This window comes from Mesorhizobium loti (assembly GCF_003148495.1).
Lineage (GTDB): Bacteria > Pseudomonadota > Alphaproteobacteria > Rhizobiales > Rhizobiaceae > Mesorhizobium > Mesorhizobium loti.
Window position 1 is genome coordinate 79,022 of sequence record NZ_QGGH01000016.1, and the last position, 20,319, is coordinate 99,340.

The 20,319-nt window shown below is 60.7% G+C and carries 19 protein-coding genes; 15 read left to right on the forward strand and 4 right to left on the reverse strand.

From position 1 onward, the window contains the following. Positions 1-76: 76 nt before the first annotated feature. Positions 77-1,900 carry a glutamine--fructose-6-phosphate transaminase (isomerizing) gene (glmS, locus tag C8D77_RS32065; protein ID WP_097572441.1) on the forward strand — a complete coding sequence of 608 codons (1,824 nt, stop codon included), beginning with the start codon at positions 77-79 and terminating at the stop codon, positions 1,898-1,900. Positions 1,901-2,165: 265 nt separating this feature from the next. Here the strand turns inward: glmS and C8D77_RS37860 are convergent, their stop codons facing one another. Continuing rightward, complete coding sequence (locus tag C8D77_RS37860; protein ID WP_165779606.1) at positions 2,166-2,558, reverse strand: hypothetical protein; 393 nt, start codon at positions 2,556-2,558, stop codon at positions 2,166-2,168. Between the two features lie 263 nt (positions 2,559-2,821). Beyond that, the gene (locus C8D77_RS32085) at positions 2,822-3,985 is read right to left on the reverse strand and encodes a porin (RefSeq protein WP_170136880.1); all 1,164 of its coding nucleotides are present in this window, start codon (positions 3,983-3,985) and stop codon (positions 2,822-2,824) included. 1,355 nt (positions 3,986-5,340) lie between these two features. Here C8D77_RS32085 and hemN point away from each other — a divergent pair. After that, positions 5,341-6,666 (forward strand): oxygen-independent coproporphyrinogen III oxidase, encoded by a 1,326-nt coding sequence (hemN, locus tag C8D77_RS32090; protein ID WP_109671450.1) that lies wholly within the window; start codon positions 5,341-5,343, stop codon positions 6,664-6,666. A gap of 1 nt (position 6,667) precedes the next feature. On the opposite strand, the gene C8D77_RS32095 is transcribed toward hemN, so the two are convergent. Next, a complete protein-coding gene (locus tag C8D77_RS32095) occupies positions 6,668-6,958 on the reverse strand; it encodes a ZinT/AdcA family metal-binding protein (RefSeq protein ID WP_097572444.1) in 291 nt (96 codons plus the stop codon). A 53-nt stretch (positions 6,959-7,011) separates the two neighbouring features. Next, positions 7,012-7,170 carry a hypothetical protein gene (locus C8D77_RS37865; RefSeq protein WP_165779608.1) on the reverse strand — a complete coding sequence of 53 codons (159 nt, stop codon included), beginning with the start codon at positions 7,168-7,170 and terminating at the stop codon, positions 7,012-7,014. A gap of 90 nt (positions 7,171-7,260) precedes the next feature. Here C8D77_RS37865 and C8D77_RS37375 point away from each other — a divergent pair, with 90 nt between their 5' ends. From C8D77_RS37375 to C8D77_RS32160, 13 genes are all read left to right on the forward strand, one after another. Continuing rightward, positions 7,261-7,659: a hypothetical protein gene (locus C8D77_RS37375; RefSeq protein WP_133117144.1), complete on the forward strand. Its 399-nt coding sequence runs from the start codon at positions 7,261-7,263 to the stop codon at positions 7,657-7,659. Beyond that, the gene (locus tag C8D77_RS32100) at positions 7,650-8,039 is read left to right on the forward strand and encodes a hypothetical protein (RefSeq protein WP_165779609.1); all 390 of its coding nucleotides are present in this window, start codon (positions 7,650-7,652) and stop codon (positions 8,037-8,039) included. Before C8D77_RS37375 ends, C8D77_RS32100 begins: the two co-directional genes overlap by 10 nt. A gap of 660 nt (positions 8,040-8,699) precedes the next feature. Beyond that, on the forward strand, positions 8,700-10,730 hold the full coding sequence (locus C8D77_RS32110) for a conjugal transfer protein TraG (protein ID WP_109671451.1): 2,031 nt from the start codon (positions 8,700-8,702) through the stop codon (positions 10,728-10,730). 118 nt (positions 10,731-10,848) lie between these two features. Beyond that, positions 10,849-11,262, forward strand: a complete 414-nt coding sequence (locus tag C8D77_RS32115; protein ID WP_027033450.1) for a CopG family transcriptional regulator — start codon at positions 10,849-10,851, stop codon at positions 11,260-11,262. Continuing rightward, complete coding sequence (gene trbB / locus C8D77_RS32120) at positions 11,259-12,227, forward strand: P-type conjugative transfer ATPase TrbB (RefSeq protein ID WP_069091251.1); 969 nt, start codon at positions 11,259-11,261, stop codon at positions 12,225-12,227. Before C8D77_RS32115 ends, trbB begins: the two co-directional genes overlap by 4 nt. A 10-nt stretch (positions 12,228-12,237) precedes the next feature. After that, positions 12,238-12,546, forward strand: coding sequence for a TrbC/VirB2 family type IV secretion system protein (locus tag C8D77_RS32125; protein WP_010914020.1), 309 nt, complete (start codon positions 12,238-12,240; stop codon positions 12,544-12,546). After that, positions 12,546-12,818, forward strand: a complete 273-nt coding sequence (locus C8D77_RS32130) for a VirB3 family type IV secretion system protein (RefSeq protein WP_006329217.1) — start codon at positions 12,546-12,548, stop codon at positions 12,816-12,818. The genes C8D77_RS32125 and C8D77_RS32130 overlap by 1 nt, the downstream gene beginning before the upstream one ends. Beyond that, a complete protein-coding gene (gene trbE / locus C8D77_RS32135) occupies positions 12,812-15,262 on the forward strand; it encodes a conjugal transfer protein TrbE (protein WP_109671452.1) in 2,451 nt (816 codons plus the stop codon). The genes C8D77_RS32130 and trbE overlap by 7 nt, the downstream gene beginning before the upstream one ends. Beyond that, positions 15,259-15,984: a P-type conjugative transfer protein TrbJ gene (gene trbJ / locus C8D77_RS32140; protein WP_065004902.1), complete on the forward strand. Its 726-nt coding sequence runs from the start codon at positions 15,259-15,261 to the stop codon at positions 15,982-15,984. Before trbE ends, trbJ begins: the two co-directional genes overlap by 4 nt. A 31-nt stretch (positions 15,985-16,015) precedes the next feature. Further along, entirely contained in the window at positions 16,016-17,338 is a 1,323-nt protein-coding gene (trbL, locus tag C8D77_RS32145; protein ID WP_109671453.1) for a P-type conjugative transfer protein TrbL, read from the forward strand. Then, entirely contained in the window at positions 17,339-18,064 is a 726-nt protein-coding gene (gene trbF, locus C8D77_RS32150; protein ID WP_109671454.1) for a conjugal transfer protein TrbF, read from the forward strand. Between the two features lie 8 nt (positions 18,065-18,072). Further along, complete coding sequence (trbG, locus tag C8D77_RS32155) at positions 18,073-19,089, forward strand: P-type conjugative transfer protein TrbG (protein ID WP_170136882.1); 1,017 nt, start codon at positions 18,073-18,075, stop codon at positions 19,087-19,089. Between the two features lie 11 nt (positions 19,090-19,100). Further along, positions 19,101-20,315, forward strand: a complete 1,215-nt coding sequence (locus C8D77_RS32160; protein ID WP_109671456.1) for a TraB/TrbI/VirB10 family type IV secretion system protein — start codon at positions 19,101-19,103, stop codon at positions 20,313-20,315. The last annotated feature ends 4 nt before the right edge of the window (positions 20,316-20,319 follow it).

The window sequence follows — 20,319 nt, forward strand, 5'->3', positions numbered from 1 at the left end:
ATCTAACTGAGCGCATGCCGGGCGGCGTCCCTCGTCTGCGTCGGCTAAGGCTGCCGGGAAGAATTCGGAGAAGAACATGTGCGGAATTGTTGGCATCGTTGGGCAACAGCCGGTGTCGGAACGCCTGGTCGACGCATTGAAGCGTCTGGAATACCGCGGCTATGACTCGGCCGGCATTGCGACGATCACCGAGGGCACCTTGCACCGCCGGCGCGCGGAGGGCAAGCTCGTCAATCTCGAGAGGAGGCTCAAGGAAGAGCCGCTGGGTGGTACCATCGGCATCGCCCACACCCGCTGGGCAACCCATGGGCCACCGACGGAACGCAATGCACACCCGCACTTCACGGATGGTGTGGCCGTCGTCCATAACGGCATCATCGAGAATTTCGCCGAACTGAAGGACGAATTGGCGGCGACGGGAGCCGAGTTCCAGACCGACACCGACACTGAGGTCCTTGCGCATCTCTTGGCAAGGCACCGCCGGGAGGGCATGAGGCGTGGTGAGGCGGTGCATGCCATGCTGAAAAGCGTCAGGGGTGCCTACGCGCTTGCCATCCTCTTTGAGGATGATCCGTCGACCATCATTGCGGCGCGCAATGGACCACCGCTGGCGATCGGTCACGGCGACGGCGAGATGTTCCTGGGCTCCGACGCGATCGCGCTTGCTCCATTCACGAATGAAATCACCTATCTCATTGACGGTGACTGGGCCGTTGTCGGCAGGACGGGCGCTGATATCTTTGATTACGACGGCCACCCCGTCGCGCGTCCGCGCCAGACCTCCGTGGCCGTGGCCACTCTGGCCAACAAGGGCAGCCATCGCCACTTCATGGAGAAGGAAATCCTCGAGCAGCCCGAGGTCATCGCCGATGCGCTCGGTCATTATATCAATTTCATCGAAAATGGTGCCGATGCGGTTTTTGGCATCGACTTCGCCAAGATCCCGAGCTTGGCGATCTCTGCCTGCGGCACCGCATATCTCGCCGGGCTGATCGGAAAATACTGGTTCGAGCGCTATGCGCGCCTGCCGGTCGAAATAGATGTTGCATCCGAATTCCGCTATCGCGAGATTCCGTTGTCGCCGCAGTCTGCGGCTCTGTTCATTTCACAGTCGGGCGAAACCGCCGATACGCTGGCATCGCTGAGGTACTGCAAGCAGCTTGGGCTGAAAATTGGCGCTGTCGTCAATGCGCGCGAATCGACCATGGCTCGGGAGGCCGATGTGGTCTTTCCGATCCTTGCCGGCCCAGAGATCGGCGTCGCCTCCACCAAGGCCTTCACCTGCCAGCTAGCCGCTCTTGCCGCACTCGCCATCCACGCAGCCAAGGCCCGCGGAACCGTGACCGAAGATGAGGTGCAGGCGCTCGTCGAGAGCCTCGCCGAAATGCCGGGCCTCATGAGGCAGGTACTGGACAGCATCCAGCCGGAGATTGAGCTTCTGTCGCGCGAACTGTCAAAGTGTCATCATGTCCTTTATCTCGGCCGTGGCACAAATTTCCCACTGGCGATGGAGGGTGCGCTGAAGCTCAAGGAGATTTCCTACATCCACGCCGAAGGCTATGCGGCGGGTGAATTGAAGCACGGTCCTATCGCATTGATAGACGAGAACATGCCAGTGATCGTCATCGCGCCACATGATCGCTTTTTCGACAAGACCCTCTCCAACATGCAGGAAGTGGCCGCCCGCGGAGGGCGCATTATCCTCATCACCGATGGAAAAGGGGCAGCCGCATCGAAACTCGATACGATGCACACGATCGTGCTGCCGGCCACCGACGAGATTATCGCGCCGATGATCTTCTCGCTGCCGATACAGCTTCTTGCGTACCACACGGCGCTCTTCATGGGCACAGATCTCGACCAGCCACGCAACCTGGCAAAATCAGTCACCGTCGAATGATGTGACGCCTTCATTAGTCGCAACGCTCGCCCATTCGGAAAAACTCCAAGCACTTCAACCGGGGCTCAAGCGCGCCGCTACCGCCTTGCCGTTATTTGCTGGAGCATGCCGTTTAGCGACGATTGGTTATCCCTTTGGCCTCCCCTCACGCTGCTTGGCTGTGCCTACGGGCAAACCCGGTCGAGAAAAGCATCGAATACGCAGCAATAGCGCTAACCACAAAGCGATCCTCCTGCCGCATGCGGATAAAACCCTTCGCTGTCCACTATTTCGTCCTCGCTCGATGATTGCGGCTCGCCGCGGTCTTCGTCGGTGAGACGGTTGCCCTTTGACTTTGCCAGGCGGCCAGCTGCGATGTGCGGGCTGTAGGAATCCCGTGTAACCTCGTTCTGGATCTAACGCTCACCGATAGGCCCGGCCAGTCGCAAGAGGACCGGGCGATGATCGACACTTCCTGGAACCGCTCGATGGTTCGGTCGAGCGCGAGGATCGTGAAATCGTGGTCGCACGGCACGAGATTGGGCGAGATAAAGACATGGTCGATCAGCGACTTGAAGGGCGCCTTGACGCAGGTGATTTGCTTGTCCGAAGCATCCTGCGCGGCGAGCGCGGTCAGGCCGGCGGCGGTCAGCGCGGTCTCCGGAAGCCAAGGTTGCATTGAGTCGCCGCCGATTCAGTCGTTTTCGAAGCTGGGATACTGGGCGAGTTCGGCGATTGCTTCGGCGATCACGCGCCCGCCAGCAAACCTGCCGCAACGCTTTACCAGCTGTCACATCCCGGCAAGCGGGGCATCGGCCGCGCCCTAATCGCAGCTGTATCCGATTGCGAACGTGTCAGGGCTTATCTGCCGCAGGCGTGGCAGGTCCCCCGCATAATCGTCATTCGCCGCCTGAGGCCACCGAGATGAAGCTCTTCCTCCCGTTAGAATGAACGTTCGAAACGGAGGATGCCGCCGACACTGCTCTTTTTGTTGGCATTAGCCCAGCTAATGGAAGGGTCGACCTTGCCGACGGCGAAGTCGCCGTAGCGGTCATAGTCGAGTTCGGCTGTAATTGTGAAATCTGCAAGAAACGCATAGGCAACGTTTGCAGCGACTCCATAGTTCCTGAGCTGATCACCCGAGAGCTGAAGATTCAACGAAGTTGTCTCATTGAGCTTGTAAGTGGCGCCGGCCCAGAAAGCCCAGTTACCGCCCCAACTTTTGTAGAACCCGCGACCATGAGCGTCGATTGCGTTAGTGACGTCATCGTTGAGCTTGCCGCTGGAGCCGTAGCCGAACATTCCGAATAGCGAGAGTTGGTCGGTAACATCGACGTCGATGCGGACCTTGCCGGCGACCGATTCGTAGTTGCTATCATAAGCGACAACGCCGGTGATCGCGCCCCAGTGTTGTGTGTATTTCACTCCTTCGACTAGGTGCGGAACGTAGCTGTCGATGGTGCCGACCAGGCCCGAGCCTTCTTCGAGTGAAACCACAGCCGAAAAGCCGTTACCGGCGTCAAAGTAGTACTGAACCACATTAGTATCGAAGGCGCCGTACGGGATAAGCATCTGATTGAGCACGTCGCCCGCGTAGCCAATAAACATGTCGAAGGCGGACCAGTCCTTGCCAACTCGGAGGCCACCAAGCTGAACCCAGGCGAAAGTCAACGTGATGCCTTGGCTGAAGGCATAGTATCGAGGACTGTCAGAACCGGAATAGGCGGTGTGCTTGCCGTAGTTCATGCGGGTCTCGATGTAGGTCTGCAATGTACCGAGTTCGGTCTCTTGCCCGGTCCAAGTTTTGAATGTGAAACGCGTGTGGTTTTGCCATATGCCCTGGGCCGCGCCAGTCTTCACATCCGTGGTTCTAGCTTTGTCATACGATACGACATCGCCGAGGCCGATGTCGTAACGGATATAGCCGCCGATGCGCAGGCAGGTCTCGGTGCCGGGGATGTAGTAGTAACCAGCGCCGTAAACGTCGCAGATCTTGACGTATTCAACGGGCTCAGGCTCGGCCAGGACGATGGCGTCGGCGGCTCGGGCACAGGAAACGGCGATCAGGGCCGCAGCTGAGCCGAGCAGGAGGCTCCTGATGTTCATTCTTGATCTCCGTTCAAATATTGAAGAACGGGACGTCAACGAACGAGCCAGCCCTTCCTGTCCCCACAATCGAAAACGATGCACATCGCTGCGCCTATCGCAGTGTGACACACGGATCATAATAATTATTCAACAACAGGGGCTCTGAAGCTGAATCATACTTTAACACGATAAGTTGTTGTTCTCATATCACCTGCTTGAAATGCCCGGGGAGGAATCAAACACTTCCGAGTCGATCGCCATGATTATCTCCGATAGCTGCGGGCGTACCGTCACAACGGCTTCGAAAATCACTCCGCAAATGACGTGCCAACCTCACGACCAAGCTACGATTGACACTCAAGTTTGCCGTCGGACCTTGGTTTGCGTTTTCCTTTTTTGCTCTGAGGGTCAAGCTGAGCACGAAAAGCAAATGTTTCGGACATGGTTCGTCTGTTCGCTTCGCGACAGTATCGTTCAATGGCGATAGCTTTTGTTTGTTTTGAGCCTCGACATTGTTGACATCATGCGAGTGCACCGCTCGGTACGTCAGCCGAGATGCCCCACTGATGCCGACATGCCTAGGCGTAAGCGTCCTCGTTAGGGCGAAGGGCCACACGTCGGCGGTGGCGAGGTGCACCAGCTTTCCAGCTAATCCGGACAAAGTGGTTCCGAAAGGCGGGAAGGTCGAGACGAGCCGTTGTAAGCCCCTCTCTGAATCGGAAGCCGTGCACGGGCCATTTTTGTTTTTACGGAAGCACATGCGAATTCGCTCGATTGTCAGTTGCGAGCGATGCTTGAGTTGCGCTTCACTCCGGCGCTTTGCCGGGCCACAGGAGCGCGATTTGTCGGTGATCATGCGCCTGGCGTAGCGCTACTTTCTAAATTGGTTCATCAAGCTTGCAGCCTTGGCAGGGGCGGACCTGGACGATCTCCTCGAGCACAATTCCCGCTCTGACAGACGGTGCGCCACGGCCAAAGCCTCGTGCCGGCAATTAATACGACGAACTCATCGAGATGCCAGGTATCGCTACGTGACGCCGTCTTACGCACCAGCCGGCGAGCAAAAGTCTGGTCCCAACGCCGAATCGACTGGTCGGATGCGGCATGCTGCGTTCCATCGGACGCTGAAGGGATAGGATAGGATAGGATAGGATAGGATAGTAACACCAAACGGTGTGCGGGAAAGTCTCGACGGGAAACCCATGGCGCTTGTCCCTGACCAGCGCGTGCTCATACCATCGCTGTCCAGCCAAGGCTGAATGGGGCTATCGCTGCGAAATAATCGGGCCCAAAGCGGACCGGACTGATATAGCGCAAAGACACAGGAGAGCGCAGTGGTAAGGATGGAAGGCAACAACATGGGACGGTAACTGTTGCAGACCACAAAACGTCGCGAAGCCCGCCTGCCTTGGTACACCATCTATCCGACTGTCGCGGAGTTCTCTGGGGCGGTCGGCGCCGACGCTTATGAGGAATGGCTCAGGAACCTACCGGCTAACGATCCGGCGTCACTCTACTTGCACGTTCCGTTCTGCCGATCAAAGTGCTGGTATTGCGGCTTCCCCACCACCATCACCCGCCATGATGCGCCGATCGTTAAGTATCTGGCGGCGCTGCGTGACGAGATACGTTTGGTCTCGAAGCACGCGCCACAGGCGCTGCCCGTGAGCGATGTGCATTTCGGCGGCGGAACGCCAACTCTCATGGGGCCAGTTGAGTTCCTCGCCCTGACGGAATTCCTGCGCCGCCACTTTGCGCTTGCGGAAACAGCTACGATCGCCGTCGAGATCGATCCACGCACGTTCACGGCCGATATGGCCGAAGCCTTGCAAGCAGCCGGCGTGAACCGCGCGAGCCTCGGCGTGCAGAGCTTCGATCCCATTGTTCAAAAAGCGATCAACCGGGTCCAGAGTGAGGCGCAGACGGCGGCTGCCGTCGAAATGCTGCGTCGGCATGGAGTGACAAGCATCAACTTCGACCTCATCTTTGGTCTCCCGCATCAAACGGTGCAGTCTTGCGTCGAGACCACGAGGGCGGCGGTCGCCATGCGCCCCAACCGGCTTGCGGTGTTCGGCTACTCGCACATTCCGTCCTTTATTAAGAATCAGCGCCTCATCGAGGAGGCATCGCTTCCGGGCAGCGCTGCCCGCGCCGAACAGGATGCGGCCATTGCCGTGACGCTGATTGCCGCCGGCTACCGAGAGATCGGGCTCGACCATTTCGCCTTGCCGGACGACGATCTCGCGCTGGCACAGAAAACCGGTCGCCTGCGGCGCAACTCGCTGGGCTACTCGGCCGACACCTGCAAAACCCTGATCGGTTTCGGCGCGTCGGCTATCGGGCGTGTCGGCGAGGGCTACGTCCAGAACGAGGTTACACGGGATTCCTACTGCCGTCACATCGCAGCTGGCCGTCTGGCGACGTCAAAGGGCTACCGTCTCACCGACGAAGACCGCGCGCGAGCCGCAATCATCGAGCGACTAATGTGCGATCTCGAGGCCGATGTGCCGGCAATCTGTGCCGCCCACGGATCTGATCCGATCCATTTTCTCGATTCAGCTGAACGCTTGGCGATGCTTGCCAAGGACGGGATTGTGGACATCGAAAAGGGTTTTGTCCGCGTACGGCGGCAGCATCGCTTTGCGATGCGCGTTGTCGCTGCCGCATTCGACGCTTTTCTCGACCGGGTTGCCCGCTGAGTCAGCCAACCAAGTGTGAGGAGGCCAAGGCGACGCCGAAGCGAAATTTGACGCCCATGCGGTTTCCTTTCTTCGAGGTCAGGATTTCACAGCCTTCGCCGGCGTAGCAGGCCTCAAGCGGCTTCCCGCCCTCGAAGAAAGCCACGGTGTCGCCATCGATCGTGATCCGCTCGAATTGGTGCGATAGCCGATCTCGTAGTAGGCGCGTACTCATCTGCGCTCTGGTCGCCGCTCTCCGCCTTATAAGCCATGACTGGATCGAGCGTTCCATCGTCAGGAAGGGATAGACCAACTGCCAATCCCGGACCCAAATTCGACAGGGCGCGCTGCTTGATCTGGTCGTCCTCAAATGTAGATCGGCTGGACCACGGGATCGTGGCTATATGCGTGATCTTTCTCAGCTGCTTGATCGTGGATCTTGCCGCTCCCGCCGACGGCCACGATGTGGAAGGGCTTGCCCTCCACGGCGATCTCGCCGTTCCTGGTGAACGATCCCGCCGACACGATATAGGTCTTGAGGGTCGGTCACGACGATGTTGTCCCCTGCCGCGGCGATGCGCGGCCGTGCCCGTCCATCGAATAGAGGTCGTGAGCTTGAGCGAGTTGGCGATCTTGCCAGCCACGAAGCTTGGCGTTCTGGTGACGCTCAACAAGGCGACCGCAGCAATGGAACGTGCTGCCAGAGAAGCCGAATCCGTTGAGGCGGGCGGCAAGCTGCGGCCGCGCGTGCAAATCTGTAGGGTCAGGGAACTATTGAAGGGCAGAAAGCCCACGCTTCCACCTGTCTATGACATTATCTCTGCCGCTGCCGCCCGGCAGGTGGCCGCCGCGGTTGCCAACGCGACAGGAAATACGGGATCCGCCGTCCTTCAAATATTCCATCGCCGGCAGCGGACAGAAAGCCACGAACGATCAGTCGCCGACACCTGTGAACAAGCCGTGTGCGACATTGCAATCATCCATTTATTGGCTCAACTGCCCACATGGCCGTGAATGAACTGGATTTGTTGGTTTTCCAGATGGCAGTGGAAAGCGTCCGCTCACTCTGCTTGAGCTTCAATGACAAAGCGGCGGAGATAGCCGCGAGGAGCCGCGGAAACCTGCTTTTCGATGTGCGGATCGATGATGACGCCGAGGTCCAACGGCTCGCAGCCATCCGATATCGAGGTGGGCAGATTGGTGTGCTGGCGTTGGACAGACAAGGCCTTATTAGCCGCTACTGCGTCGTCGACGGTACCTTCTCCCGCTTCATTGCACCGTTGGAGAATTGGACCAACATGCCGGTGTCAATGCAGGCCAAAATCGATGTCACTCACCATGCCGGCCTCTTCCTAGGCGCGTTGCGAAATGCCGGTCATATGCTTCGCAACTAGGGCGGAACGCGTCTGTGGATCTTTGCACCCGCCTGGGCGTTTGAGCCGGCGGCTCATCGAGGTTCTGCAGCGCGCGGATGTGCCACGGCCGGGGTGATAGCCGCCTCTGCCCAACAGATCGCCGGCGAGGGCTTGTCGGACAATGAATGTCGTCAATTCACCGTCCGAGAAATGGTGTCTGGCTCACAAGAAGCACAGCGAATGGGACTGAAACGCAGTCCAGCTGGGAAACCCAGCGCGAAGGCCGGAAGGTAACTTATCTGCGATAGAGGCAACGGGAAGGCGCCTTCCACTTATAAGGCAGCGCCCAATATGTCGGTACTCGCCTGAGGAATTCCCATGGCGGGCAGGGCTACCTTGCGATCCGATCTCGATAGGCTTGTTGTACCTCAGACCGGACTCGATGTTCGGAATTTCCTCAGCGGCTTGCCCGCACGCCACCGCCAGCTCGCCGACCACGTGCTCACGATAGGCACGACCGATATGAGTCCCCTCCGACTTAGCAGTCCTCGGGAATGCGCGAATATTGATACACCTCGAAGGTGAGCAACGGCGCGCCAAACAGCCTCTCATCGCACCAAGTCGTACATAGGGCGCATTCCTGTTCCGGCCGTCCCGGGCGATGCTCGATCCATCTCTCCAGAACAGCGGAGCAAGCCAGTGACGCCCACGAAGCTTCTGATTGGGCAGATCGCCATTGTGTTCGCCATCGTTCTCCTCGGCGTGTGGGCTGCCACGCAATGGTGCGCTCATATGCTAGCCTTTCAGGAACAACTCGGCGCGCCATGGTTTTACGCGGCTGGCTGGCCGATCTACGAGCCGTGGAAACTGTTGGAATGGTGGTTCCAATTCGATGCCTATGCGCCCGAGGTATTCGACAAGGCGGGCATGCTTGCGGGCACCAGTGGATTCATGGGCTGTGCCGCTGCGATCGCTGGTTCCCTCTGGCGCGCGCGCCAGCGCGGCTTGGTCACCACCTATGGCTCCTCTCGATGGGCGGCGACGCGGGAGATCGAGAAAGCAGGGCTGTTTCAGCCGGCAGGCGTCTTCCTCGGCAAACTGAAGGACCGGTATCTGCGTCATGACGGGCCTGAGCACGTCATGGCCTTTGCGCCGACACGTTCCGGCAAGGGCGTCGGACTGGTTGTCCCAACCCTTCTCTCCTGGTCCGGCTCGGCCGTCATTCACGACATCAAAGGCGAGAACTGGCAGCTGAGCTCCGGCTGGCGGTCGAGGTTCTCGCATTGCCTTTTGTTCAATCCGACTGATCCGCGATCGGCCCGCTACAACCCGCTGCTGGAGGTACGCAAAGGTTCGGACGAGATTCGCGATGTCCAAAACATCGCCGACATTCTAGTCGATCCGGAAGGCGCGCTGGAGCGGCGGAATCATTGGGAGAAGACCAGTCATTCACTCCTGGTGGGCGCTATCTTGCACGTGCTCTACGCCGAAGAGGAAAAGACTCTTGCCCGCGTCGCCACCTTTCTCTCGGACCCGCAACGCTCGTTTGCCGCGACTTTGCGGCGAATGATGACGACCAACCATCTCGGCGCGGCCAATAAGCCTCAGGTCCATCCCGTCGTGGCCTCGGCGGCACGAGAGGTGTTGAACAAATCGGAGAACGAACGTTCAGGCGTCCTCTCGACCGCCATGTCTTTTCTCGGCCTCTACCGTGATCCGACCGTGGCGGCGGTAACATCGGACTGCGACTGGCGCATTGCCGATCTGATGGATGCGGAGTGGCCGATGTCGCTCTATCTGGTCGTGCCGCCATCGGACATCTCGCGCACCAAGCCCTTGGTGCGACTGATCCTGAACCAGATCGGCAGGCGGCTGACGGAGCGCCTCGAGGGTGACCCAAAGAAGAGCCGCAAGCATCAACTGCTGATGATGCTGGATGAGTTTCCGGCGCTCGGTCGCCTCGACTTCTTTGAGACCGCGCTCGCGTTTATGGCCGGTTACGGAATTCGTGCCTACTTGATCGCGCAATCGTTGAACCAGATCTCCAAAGCGTATGGCGACAACAACGCTATTCTGGACAACTGCCATTTGCGAATTGCCTTTTCCTCCAATGATGAGCGCACGGCCAAGCGAATCTCGGACGCGCTTGGCACGGCCACGGAACTCAGATCCATGCGCAACTATGCGGGCCACCGGCTGGCACCTTGGCTCTCGCATGTCATGGTGAGCCGCCAGGAAACCGCCCGCCCGCTGCTGACACCGGGCGAGGTGATGCAGTTGCCGCCCGCGGACGAACTGGTGCTGGTTTCGGGATTGCCCCCCATCCGGGCCAAAAAGCTGCGATACTATGAGGATCACAATTTCACCGAGCGGGTGCTGCCTTCGCCGGTGTTGCGCGACGGACCCTACGCGGACTGCCCGATGTCGCGGCCGGACGATTGGACTGGGCAAGTACGCGGCGTCGACCGTCGTCTTGCGTCCGACGATGAAAGCGCTGGCGCCGCGCATGCGGACGAGGGAGGTGTTCAGCAGCAGCGCCATCCTGGCCTACCCGAAGAACATACCGCCGTCACCCAGGAACCGGACCAGGACGATCTGTCCAGACCCGCAGACGATGATAGCGAGGCGATGGCGGACAAGCGCGTCATGGACCGGATCTCCACCGTCGCAGGTGCCTATGGCATCAACGAGGGAAGGGGCGATGATAAGGATATCGTCCCCGGCTTCTGAACGCTTTCCGCAGCTCGAGCGTATCTCAGCGTAGATAACGGCCGTAAGCAATTTTGGGCATCTCGATAATGCTTGTTCCGCCGCCGGCCCGCCAGCGCCGGCCAGTTGGAACAAGCGCATGAAGCCCCACCGCATTCGTCACCAGTTTCTGCTCGAACCGGAATTGAGCGAGAAGCTGGACAACCTCAGCCGCGATCCCTCGACCACAAAATCCGCGGTCGTCGCGAAGGCCGTAGAAGCTTTCATCGAGCGGCGTGGCGAGAATGAACTCGATCGGCGCTATGGCATGAGGCTGGACCGTCTTTCCCGCGACCTCAGTCACGTCAGGCGCGATGTCGACATGACATTGGAAAGCTTGGCGCTCTTCATCCGCTTTTCGATCACGCTTCATGCCCACACGCCTGTTCCGGACAAGGCGACACAGGCGATTGCTCAGGAGCGTTTCGACAAATTCGTCGAGCAGGTCGGTCGCCAGATCGCATCGGGGAAACGCTCGCTTGGCAAAGACAATGGCGGAGGAGGGGAAGGATGAGCGCTCATCCAGAGGCCGACCACCGACGCCGCGCCATGCTGCGCACCGCCATGGGTCCGACGATCACTGAGGCGCTGGCCGATCCATTGGTCATCGAGGTGATGGTCAATCCCGATGGCGCGCTGCGGCTCGACCGGCTGGGAGAAGGCCGAATCGATACGGCCGTGCATATGCATCCTTCCGAGGCGGAACGCATCATCCGCCTGGTCGCTTCCCACGTGCGTGCCGAGGCGCATGCGGACAATCCGATTGTCAGCGCCGAATTGCCGTCGGGCGAACGCTTCGAGGGACTGCTGCCGCCTGTCGTGCTGGCGCCTTGCTTTGCCATCCGCAAACCAGCCGCAAAGCTCTACACGCTGGCCAACTATGTTGCGGATCGCATCATGTTGCCGCTGCAGGCCGATGCGTTGATAAAGGCAGTCCGAGAACGGCGCAACATCCTTGTCGCCGGAGGCACGTCGTCGGGTAAGACGACGCTTGCCAATGCGCTGCTGGCCGAAGTCGCCGAATGCGACGAGCGAGTGATCCTCATCGAGGACACCCGCGAACTGCAATGCGCAGCAAAGGACTGCGTTGCCCTGAGAACCAGGCGGGGCTCGGTCACACTCGCCGATCTCGTGCGCTCGACGCTCCGGCTCCGCCCCGACCGCATCATCGTCGGTGAAGTCAGGGGCGCGGAAGCGCTGGACATGCTCAAGGCATGGAACACCGGGCACCCCGGCGGCATCGCCACGGTTCATGCCAATTCGGCGCGCTCTGCCCTCTATCGCATCGAGCAGCTTGCACAGGAAGCTGTCGTCACCGTGCCGCGCCGCCTCATCGCCGATGCCATCGATCTCATCGTCTTCATCGCGGGGCGCGGCTCGTCGCGCCGCATCGATGCAATCGCTGAGGTCACAGGTCTCGACGGCAGCGGCGACTACGCCGTCACCCCACTCACGCCTCCGCAACTCCAGCAACTCTGAAAGGCCCCTTATGCGCAAGAAGCTCCGCTTTCTTTCGTTTGCCGCGCTCGCGTTTCTTCTCACAGTTCCGGCGCACGCTGCCGGCTCCGGCATGCCTTGGGAACAGCCGCTGCAGCAGATCCTGGAATCGGTGCAGGGACCGGTCGCCAAAATCGTCGCGGTGATCATCATCATCACCACCGGCCTGACCCTTGCCTTCGGCGATACTGCAGGCGGTTTCCGCCGGCTGATTCAGATCGTCTTCGGCCTGTCGATCGCCTTCGCCGCATCGAGCTTCTTCCTCTCGTTCTTCTCCTTTGGCGGCGGGGCGCTCGTCTGATGGCCGCCGGAGTGCAACATATCGAGGGCTTCGAGGTTCCCGTTCACCGGGCATTGACTGAACCGATCCTGCTTGGCGGCGCGCCGCGGGCGGTGGCGATCCTCAACGGCACGGTGGCTGCGGCCATCGGACTAGGCTTGCAGCAATGGATTGCCGGGCTAGTGCTCTGGCTTGGCGGCCACACGCTCGCGGTCTTTGCCGCAAGGCGCGATCCCGACTTTGCCAGCGTGCTTGTCCGTCACCTTCGCCTGAGGGGATGGCTCGCATGCTGAACCTTTCGGAATATCGCGGCAAGGCCGACCGGCTTGCCGACCATCTGCCCTGGGCAGCACTGGTGGCGCCCGGCATCGTGCTCAACAAGGACGGCAGCGTTCAGCGGACTCTTCGGTTTCGCGGGCCCGATCTGGAAAGCTCGACCGAAGCCGAACTCATCGGCATCTGCGCCCGGGCCAACGATGCGCTTAGACGCCTTGGCTCCGGCTGGACATTGTTTTTCGAGGCCGAGCGCATCGAAGCGCTGGGCTATCCGTCCTCGCGTTTCCCGGACGCGGCGTCATGGCTGGTTGATGAAGAACGGCGTGCTGCCTTCGAAGGCAAGGTCGCGCATTTCGAGAGCCGCTATCACCTGACCTTGCTGTCCATGCCGCCACCGGACGCCCAGGCGCGGGCGGAAAGCGCGCTCGTCGACTCGCATCATTCAGAAGGCGAAAGAGACTGGCGCCAGGAGATGGCGCGGTTCCGTGACGAGACCGACCGTGTGCTGGATCTTCTGTCGGGCTTCATGCCCGAAGTGCGTCCGCTCGATGACGCCGAGACGCTGACATACCTGCACGACACGATCTCGACCCGCCGCCATCCGGTCGCCGTGCCGGAAACGCCAATGTATCTGGACGGCATCCTGGTCGATGTGCCGCTTACCGGCGGCTTGGAGCCGATGCTGGGTGAGCAACATCTTCGCACACTTACCATCCTCGGCTTTCCGAACCTCACCCGGCCCGGAATCCTCGATGCCCTCAATCATCAGGATTTCGCCTATCGCTGGATGACGCGCTTCATTCCGCTCGGCAAGACCGAGGCCACCAAGACGCTGACCCGCTTGCGCCGGCAGTGGTTTGCCAAGCGCAAATCGATCGTCGCAATCCTGCGCGAGGTTGTAAGCAACGAACCCGTTCCGCTCATCGACAGCGACGCCGACAATAAGGCGCTCGACGCCGATGAAGCACTTCAGGCGTTGGGCGGCGATCATGTCGGCTTCGGGTATCTCACTGCAACGGTGACGGTATGGGACGAGGATCGCCAAGCCGCCGCTGAGAAACTTCGCGCGGTCGAGCGCATCATCAATGGGCTCGGGTTCACCACCATCCGCGAAAGCGTCAATGCGGTCGAAGCCTGGCTCGGCTCGCTGCCGGGTCATGTCTATGCCAACGTTCGTCAGCCGCTCGTTCACACGCTGAACCTTGCCCATCTCATGCCGCTTTCCTCGGTGTGGGCCGGTCCTGCGGCGAACGAGCATCTGGCTGAATTCACTGGACGAGAGGCCCCGCCGCTCCTCATCGCCGAAACCAGCGGGTCGACTCCGTTCCGGCTTTCTTCCCATGTCGAAGATGTCGGCCACATGCTGATCGTTGGACCGACCGGCGCCGGAAAATCGGTGCTGCTTGCCCTGATCGCCCTGCAGTTTCGTCGCTATGCCGGCGCGCAGGTCTATGTCTTCGACAAAGGCAATTCGGCGCGCGCGGCAACGCTCGCCATGGGTGGAGAGCATCATGTATTGGGTTCGGACGGTGCGCTTGCCTTCCAGCCACTGCGCAATATCGGTGATCAGGGTAGGCGCAGCTGGGCAGCTGAATGGATCGCCGGCCTGATTGCCCATGAGAACGTCACCCTCACGCCGGAGGTGAAGGAGGCGATCTGGTCGGCGCTCAACAGCCTCGCCACCGCGCCGGCGCAGGAGCGCACGCTGACCGGTCTGTCGGTCCTGCTTCAGTCCAATGCACTGAAGTCCGCCTTAATGCCCTACACGCTCGACGGTCCCTTCGGCCGATTGCTCGATGCCGACGACGATCGGCTGGCCTTGTCGGATGTGCAGTGCTTCGAGACCGAGGAGCTGATGCATAGCCAAAGCGCTGTGCTGCCTGTGCTCACCTATCTCTTCCATCGCCTTGAGGAGCGGTTCGACGGGCGACCGACGCTGCTCATGCTCGATGAGGCCTGGGTCTATCTCGACAATCCGCTTTTTGCTGCCCGCATCCGCGAATGGCTGAAGGTGCTGCGAAAGAAGAACGTATCGGTGATCTTCGCCACGCAGTCGCTTGCCGACATCGCCGGCTCTGCAATAGCGCCGGCGATCATCGAGAGCTGCCCACAGCGCATTTTTCTCCCCAATGATCGTGCCGTGGAACCGCAGGCACGGACTGCCTATGAGCGCTTCGGTCTCAACGACCGGCAGATTGAACTGATCGCCCGGGCCACGCCGAAGCGGCACTACTATTTGCAGTCGCGCTGCGGCAACCGTCTCTTCGAGCTCGGGCTCGGCCCCATCGCGCTTGCACTTTGCGGCGCCTCGGGTCCAGCCGAGCAAAGCCTGATCGACAGGGTCCTGTCCAAGCACGGGCAGGACAGCTTTGTCTTTCGCTTCCTCGGCGCCCGCGGCCTGGATTGGGCGGCCGAGCTTCTCCAGCAATTCCCTCAACCAACCAAGGAGCAATCGTCATGATGCGGCGCCGCTTTCTCTCGGGCCTGATCACCCTTTCGTTGATCGCCAAGCCGATGGCCGACTACGTGCAGCCGGCCTACGCGCTCATCGTGTTCGATCCGTCGAACTACGCACAGAACGTGCTCACGGCGGCGCGCTCGCTGGAGCAGATCAACAACCAGATCCAGTCGCTCCAGAACCAGGCGACCGTGCTGCAGAACATGGCACGCAATCTTCAGAGTCTGGATTTTTCTTCCGTGGGTCAGCTTACCGGCTCGCTCCAACGGATCGACGGTCTGATGGACCAGGCGAGTGGCCTGAGCTTTGATCTCAACAAGCTTCAGGACCAGTGGCGTAATCAATATCCGGAAAGCTACGACGCCACGATCAAGGTCAGCGATGTGGCGAGCGCCGCACGTGACCGCTGGCAAAGCGCAATGCAGGCATTCCGTCAGACCATGGGTGTTCAGTCGCAGATCGTCGAGAATGTTCGCGGTGATGGCGACCTGCTTGCCGATCTCGTCAACCGCAGCCAAGGCGCGGCCGGTGCGCTTCAGGCAAGTCAGGCCACTAACCAGCTCCTTGCGCTTTCGACCAAGCAGCAGATGCAGATCCAGACGCTGCTCGCAACGCAGTTCCGCGCTGAGGCCGAGGATGCGGCGCGCAAGGCGCAGTCCGAGGAGGCCGCGCGCGAGACGACAAAGCGCTTCCTCGGCACAGGCACGGCCTATCCCGGCAACTGATCACCAATCTCTTGACGACGAGGAAGGCGGCATGAACGACCTTGGGGTCATTGATCGCTTCATGGAGACCTTCATCCGCTACATCGATAGCGGGTTCGGTCTGCTCTCGGGCGATGTCGCCTTCCTTACCACGACCCTGATCGGCATCGACGTCACACTTGCCGGCCTCGCCTGGGCATTCGGCGGCGAACCCAACATATTCGGCCGGCTCATCCGCAAAGTGCTCTATGTCGGCGTCTTTGCCTTCATCTTGAATAACTTCAAGAACCTCGCCGATATCATTTATCGGTCCTTTGCCGGTCTCGGCATCAATGCGTCATCCGGCAACCTATCTGCCGACAATCTCCTGCATCCGGGCCGCATTGCCGCAACCGGTTTCGAGGGCGCCTGGCCGCTTCTCGGTCAGGCAAGCCAGCTTCTCGGCTTCCCAGAAATCTTCGGCAACGCGCTCACCATCTTCGTGCTGCTCGTGGCCTGGTTCCTGGTCATCATCGCCTTCTTCATCCTCTCCATCCAACTCTTCATCACCATTCTCGAATTCAAACTCACCACTCTGGCCGGATTCATTCTTGTGCCCTTCGCGCTTTGGAACCGGTCAGCGTTTCTCGCCGAGCGCGTGCTCGGCAATGTCATCTCGTCGGGCATCAAGGTGATGGTGTTGGCCGTCATCATCGGCATCGGCTCCACGCTCTTTGGCGAGTTCGCTTCCGCGCTGCAAGGCAAGGAGCCGGATCTGGCCGCCGCCATGTCACAGGTCCTGGGCGCCTTGGCGCTCCTTGGTCTCGGCATTTTCGGACCTGGGATAGCCTCCGGTCTTGTCTCGGGCGCGCCGCAGCTTGGCGCGGGCGCCGCACTTGGAACCACGGCAGCCGCAGCCGGTGCATCGCTCGTTGCCGCAGGCGCAGCATTTGCCGGCGCGCGCATGGCAACCGGCAGCGGTCTCACCGCACTCCGTGCCGGCACGACCATGGGGTCAGCGGCTTCTACGGCCTGGCAGATGGGGCGCGCAACATCGCCCGAGTCCGGCCTGCCCGGTGTAGCTGCTGGAATGCATGGTGTGACCAGCGCCGCCGGCGGCGCCGCAATGCGGGCGGCACGATCTGCCGCAGGAGGCTTCGGGCGCAGCGTTGATGCCGGGCGCGAAGCTGCCTGGACCGCGACCGGTGGTGCGCCGACCGCATCCATGACCGGAAGCCCTACTGGTCCGGTCGCTGATGCCGCGCCCGGCTGGGCCAGGCGCCTGCGTTCCGAACAGACAGCCCGTGCCCACCGTCACGCCGCCATGCAGGCCGTCCGTGAAGGCGACAGGCCGGGAGGCAGCGCCAATCCCTCTCTCAACGACAAGGACGACTAAATGCTATTCAAGCGACCCATTCAACGTTACGGCAAGACGCCCGAGCCGGTCACGCCGTATCAGAAGGCCGCGCAGCTCTGGGACGAGCGCATAGGCTCATCTCGAGTGCAGGCCCGCAACTGGCGGTTCATGGCTCTTGGCTGTCTGACCTTGGCGGCCGGACTTTCCGGCGGACTCGTGTGGCAGTCGATCCAGAGCCGCGTCGTGCCTTACGTCGTCGAGGTCGACGGCTTCGGCGAGGCACGCGCCGTTGCGCCGGCAATCCGGGACTACGAGCCCTCCGATGCCCAGATCGCGTGGCATCTCGGCCGCTTCATTCAGAATGTCCGTTCCGTTTCCACCGATCCGGTGCTGGTGCGGCAGAACTGGCTTTCGGCCTATGACTTCGCCACCGACCGCGCGGCGCTCTTTCTCAACGAGTACGCCAAGGCGAACGATCCTTTCGGTCAGATCGGCACACGCAGCGTGTCGGTGCAAGTGACCAGCGTGGTCAGGGCTTCCGACAGCTCGTTCCAGGTCAAATGGGCCGAGCAGGTTTTTGAGCGCGGCAGCCTTGCCAGCACGACGCGCTGGACCGCGATCCTCACCATCGTGATCCGCCCGCCAAGCAATACTGACCAACTGCGCAACAACCCGCTCGGCGTCTTCATCAACGCCATCGATTGGTCGCGCGAGCTCGACAGTGCTGCGCCGACGTCCGTTTCCCCAAAAGGAGTCCACCAATGAAGAATAGAATGTCGCCGGTCCGTGCCGTGCTGATCCTGTCGGCCTCTACAGCGGTCCTCTCCGCCTGCGCGTCGAAGCCGGTACCGCCGCCTGAGATTTCCTATGATGCTGCCGATTTCAAACCAGCCGCAATCGAGAAGCCGCCGGAGAAGCCGGTCAAGATAGTCGAGGTGCCAAAGCCGCTGCCGCTACCCGGTCAGTTACAGCCCAATCCGGGCAGGGTGGCCGAAGACAAGCGCTCTCCTGAAGAACGGGTCTCCGATGCCAATAAAGCAGCGACGCAGCAACCTACCAGGTATGGGTACATGAATGCGGTTCAGGTTTATCCATTCGCCGATGGCGCGCTCTATCAGCTCTACGCCGCACCGGAGCGCGTCACCGATATCGCACTCCAGCCGGGCGAGAAGCTAACAGCCGTGTCGGCCGGCGACACGGTGCGTTGGGTGATCGGCGATACCGTCAGCGGCACCGGTGACAATCAGCGCACCCATGTGCTGGTAAAACCCTTCGCGCCGGGGCTTACCACCAATCTGGTGATCACCACAGAACGACGCACCTACCATTTGCAGCTTCAAAGCACCGAGAAAACCTCGATGGCGGCGATCTCTTGGACCTATAGCGAGGACCAGATCATCGCGCTACGCCAGCGCAACGCTCAAGCCGAGGGTGCCATGCCGGTAGCTTCGAATGTGGCGCTCGAGAATATCCGCTTTCGGTATTCAATCACCGGCGACACACCACCCTGGAGGCCGACGCGCGCTTTCGACGATGGCAGCAAGGTCTATATCGAATTCCCCCGTCGCATTGATCAGGGTGAAGCGCCTCCTCTCTTCATCGTCGGCGCCGATGGCAATGACCAGCTCGTCAACTTCCGTATGCGCGGCAACTATTACATCGTCGATCGCCTCTTTGCTGCCGCCGAACTGCGCCTCGGCGCCAAACAGCAGCAAGTGGTGCGCATCACCAGGACTGACGGCCGGCAACCGCCGCGGCGGATTCCGCTCTTTGCGCGGCCCAGCAGGTGAGGGGAGCGCTCATGACCGACACTTCCCGATCCGATGCGCCGCCGAAACTCGATCCCGAGCAGCTGCAATTGCGAGCCTCGCCCCGCCGCGCTGTCCGATTCAGGCGCGGTGTGATCGTCGCCATCGCTGCAGTCGGATCCGGTGCCATTCTGGGCGTCACGATGATGGCGCTTCAAGGACCGGCATGGCGTATCAAGCACCAGGCAGAGGACCGCTATAACACCGAGCGCAAGCCACCCGCCGAGGGACTAGAAGCGCTTCCCAAGGACTATACCGGGATCATGCCGAAGGCCCCTGTGCTCGGACCGCCACTGCCCGGCGACCTCGGTCGCCCCATCCTTGAACGCCAACGTCAGCTCGGCATCGCGCCAGGGCAGGATATCTCCGCCGAGGAGCAGCGCCTTGCCCAGCAAGCAATTGAGGCGCGCGAGTCGCAAGTCTTGTTCCGGATCGACAATCGACCCAGACAGACAGATGTCGCCGGCGGCGGGCCGAGTGCGCAGCAGCCGTCTGAGGCGCTTCCGCAATCCGGAGCGACGCGCGCGTCAGCTTCCGTTGCCCCAGCCGAGGGTGACCAGAACAACCAACAGCGCAAGCTCGATTTTATCAGTCAGCGAAACACAAGCGGGATCTACAATCCGCATGCGCTGCAGACGCCGGCCTCGCCCTACCAACTGATGGCCGGCAGCGTGATCGCGGCCAGTCTCGTCACCGGCATAAATTCCGACTTGCCTGGCCTTGTCGTCGCGCAGGTCACCGAGAATGTGCTCGACACAGTCACCGGCAGCATTGTGCTCATTCCGCAAGGCTCACGCCTCATCGGCACTTATGACAGCGTCGTGGCTTTTGGGCAGAGGCGCGCATTGCTGGTCTGGCAGCGAATAATCCTGCCCGACGGTTCCTCGATCGAAATCGACAATCTGCCAGCGACGGATACTGCCGGCTATGCCGGGCTTGAAGACAAGGTCGATTTTCACACCTGGCAGCTGATCAAGGGAGTTGCTCTAGCGACGCTACTGGGCGTTGGTACCGAGTTGAGCTTTGGGGAAAACGAAAGCGACCTAGTTAAGGCAATCCGGGAATCCACTCAGCAAAACATCAGTCAAGCCGGCCAGCGCATCACCGAAAAGAACCTGAATATTCAACCCACCATTATCGTCCGCCCCGGTTGGCCCCTACGCGTGATTGTACACAAGGATCTTGTGCTGCGCCCATACCCGACTTGAACAG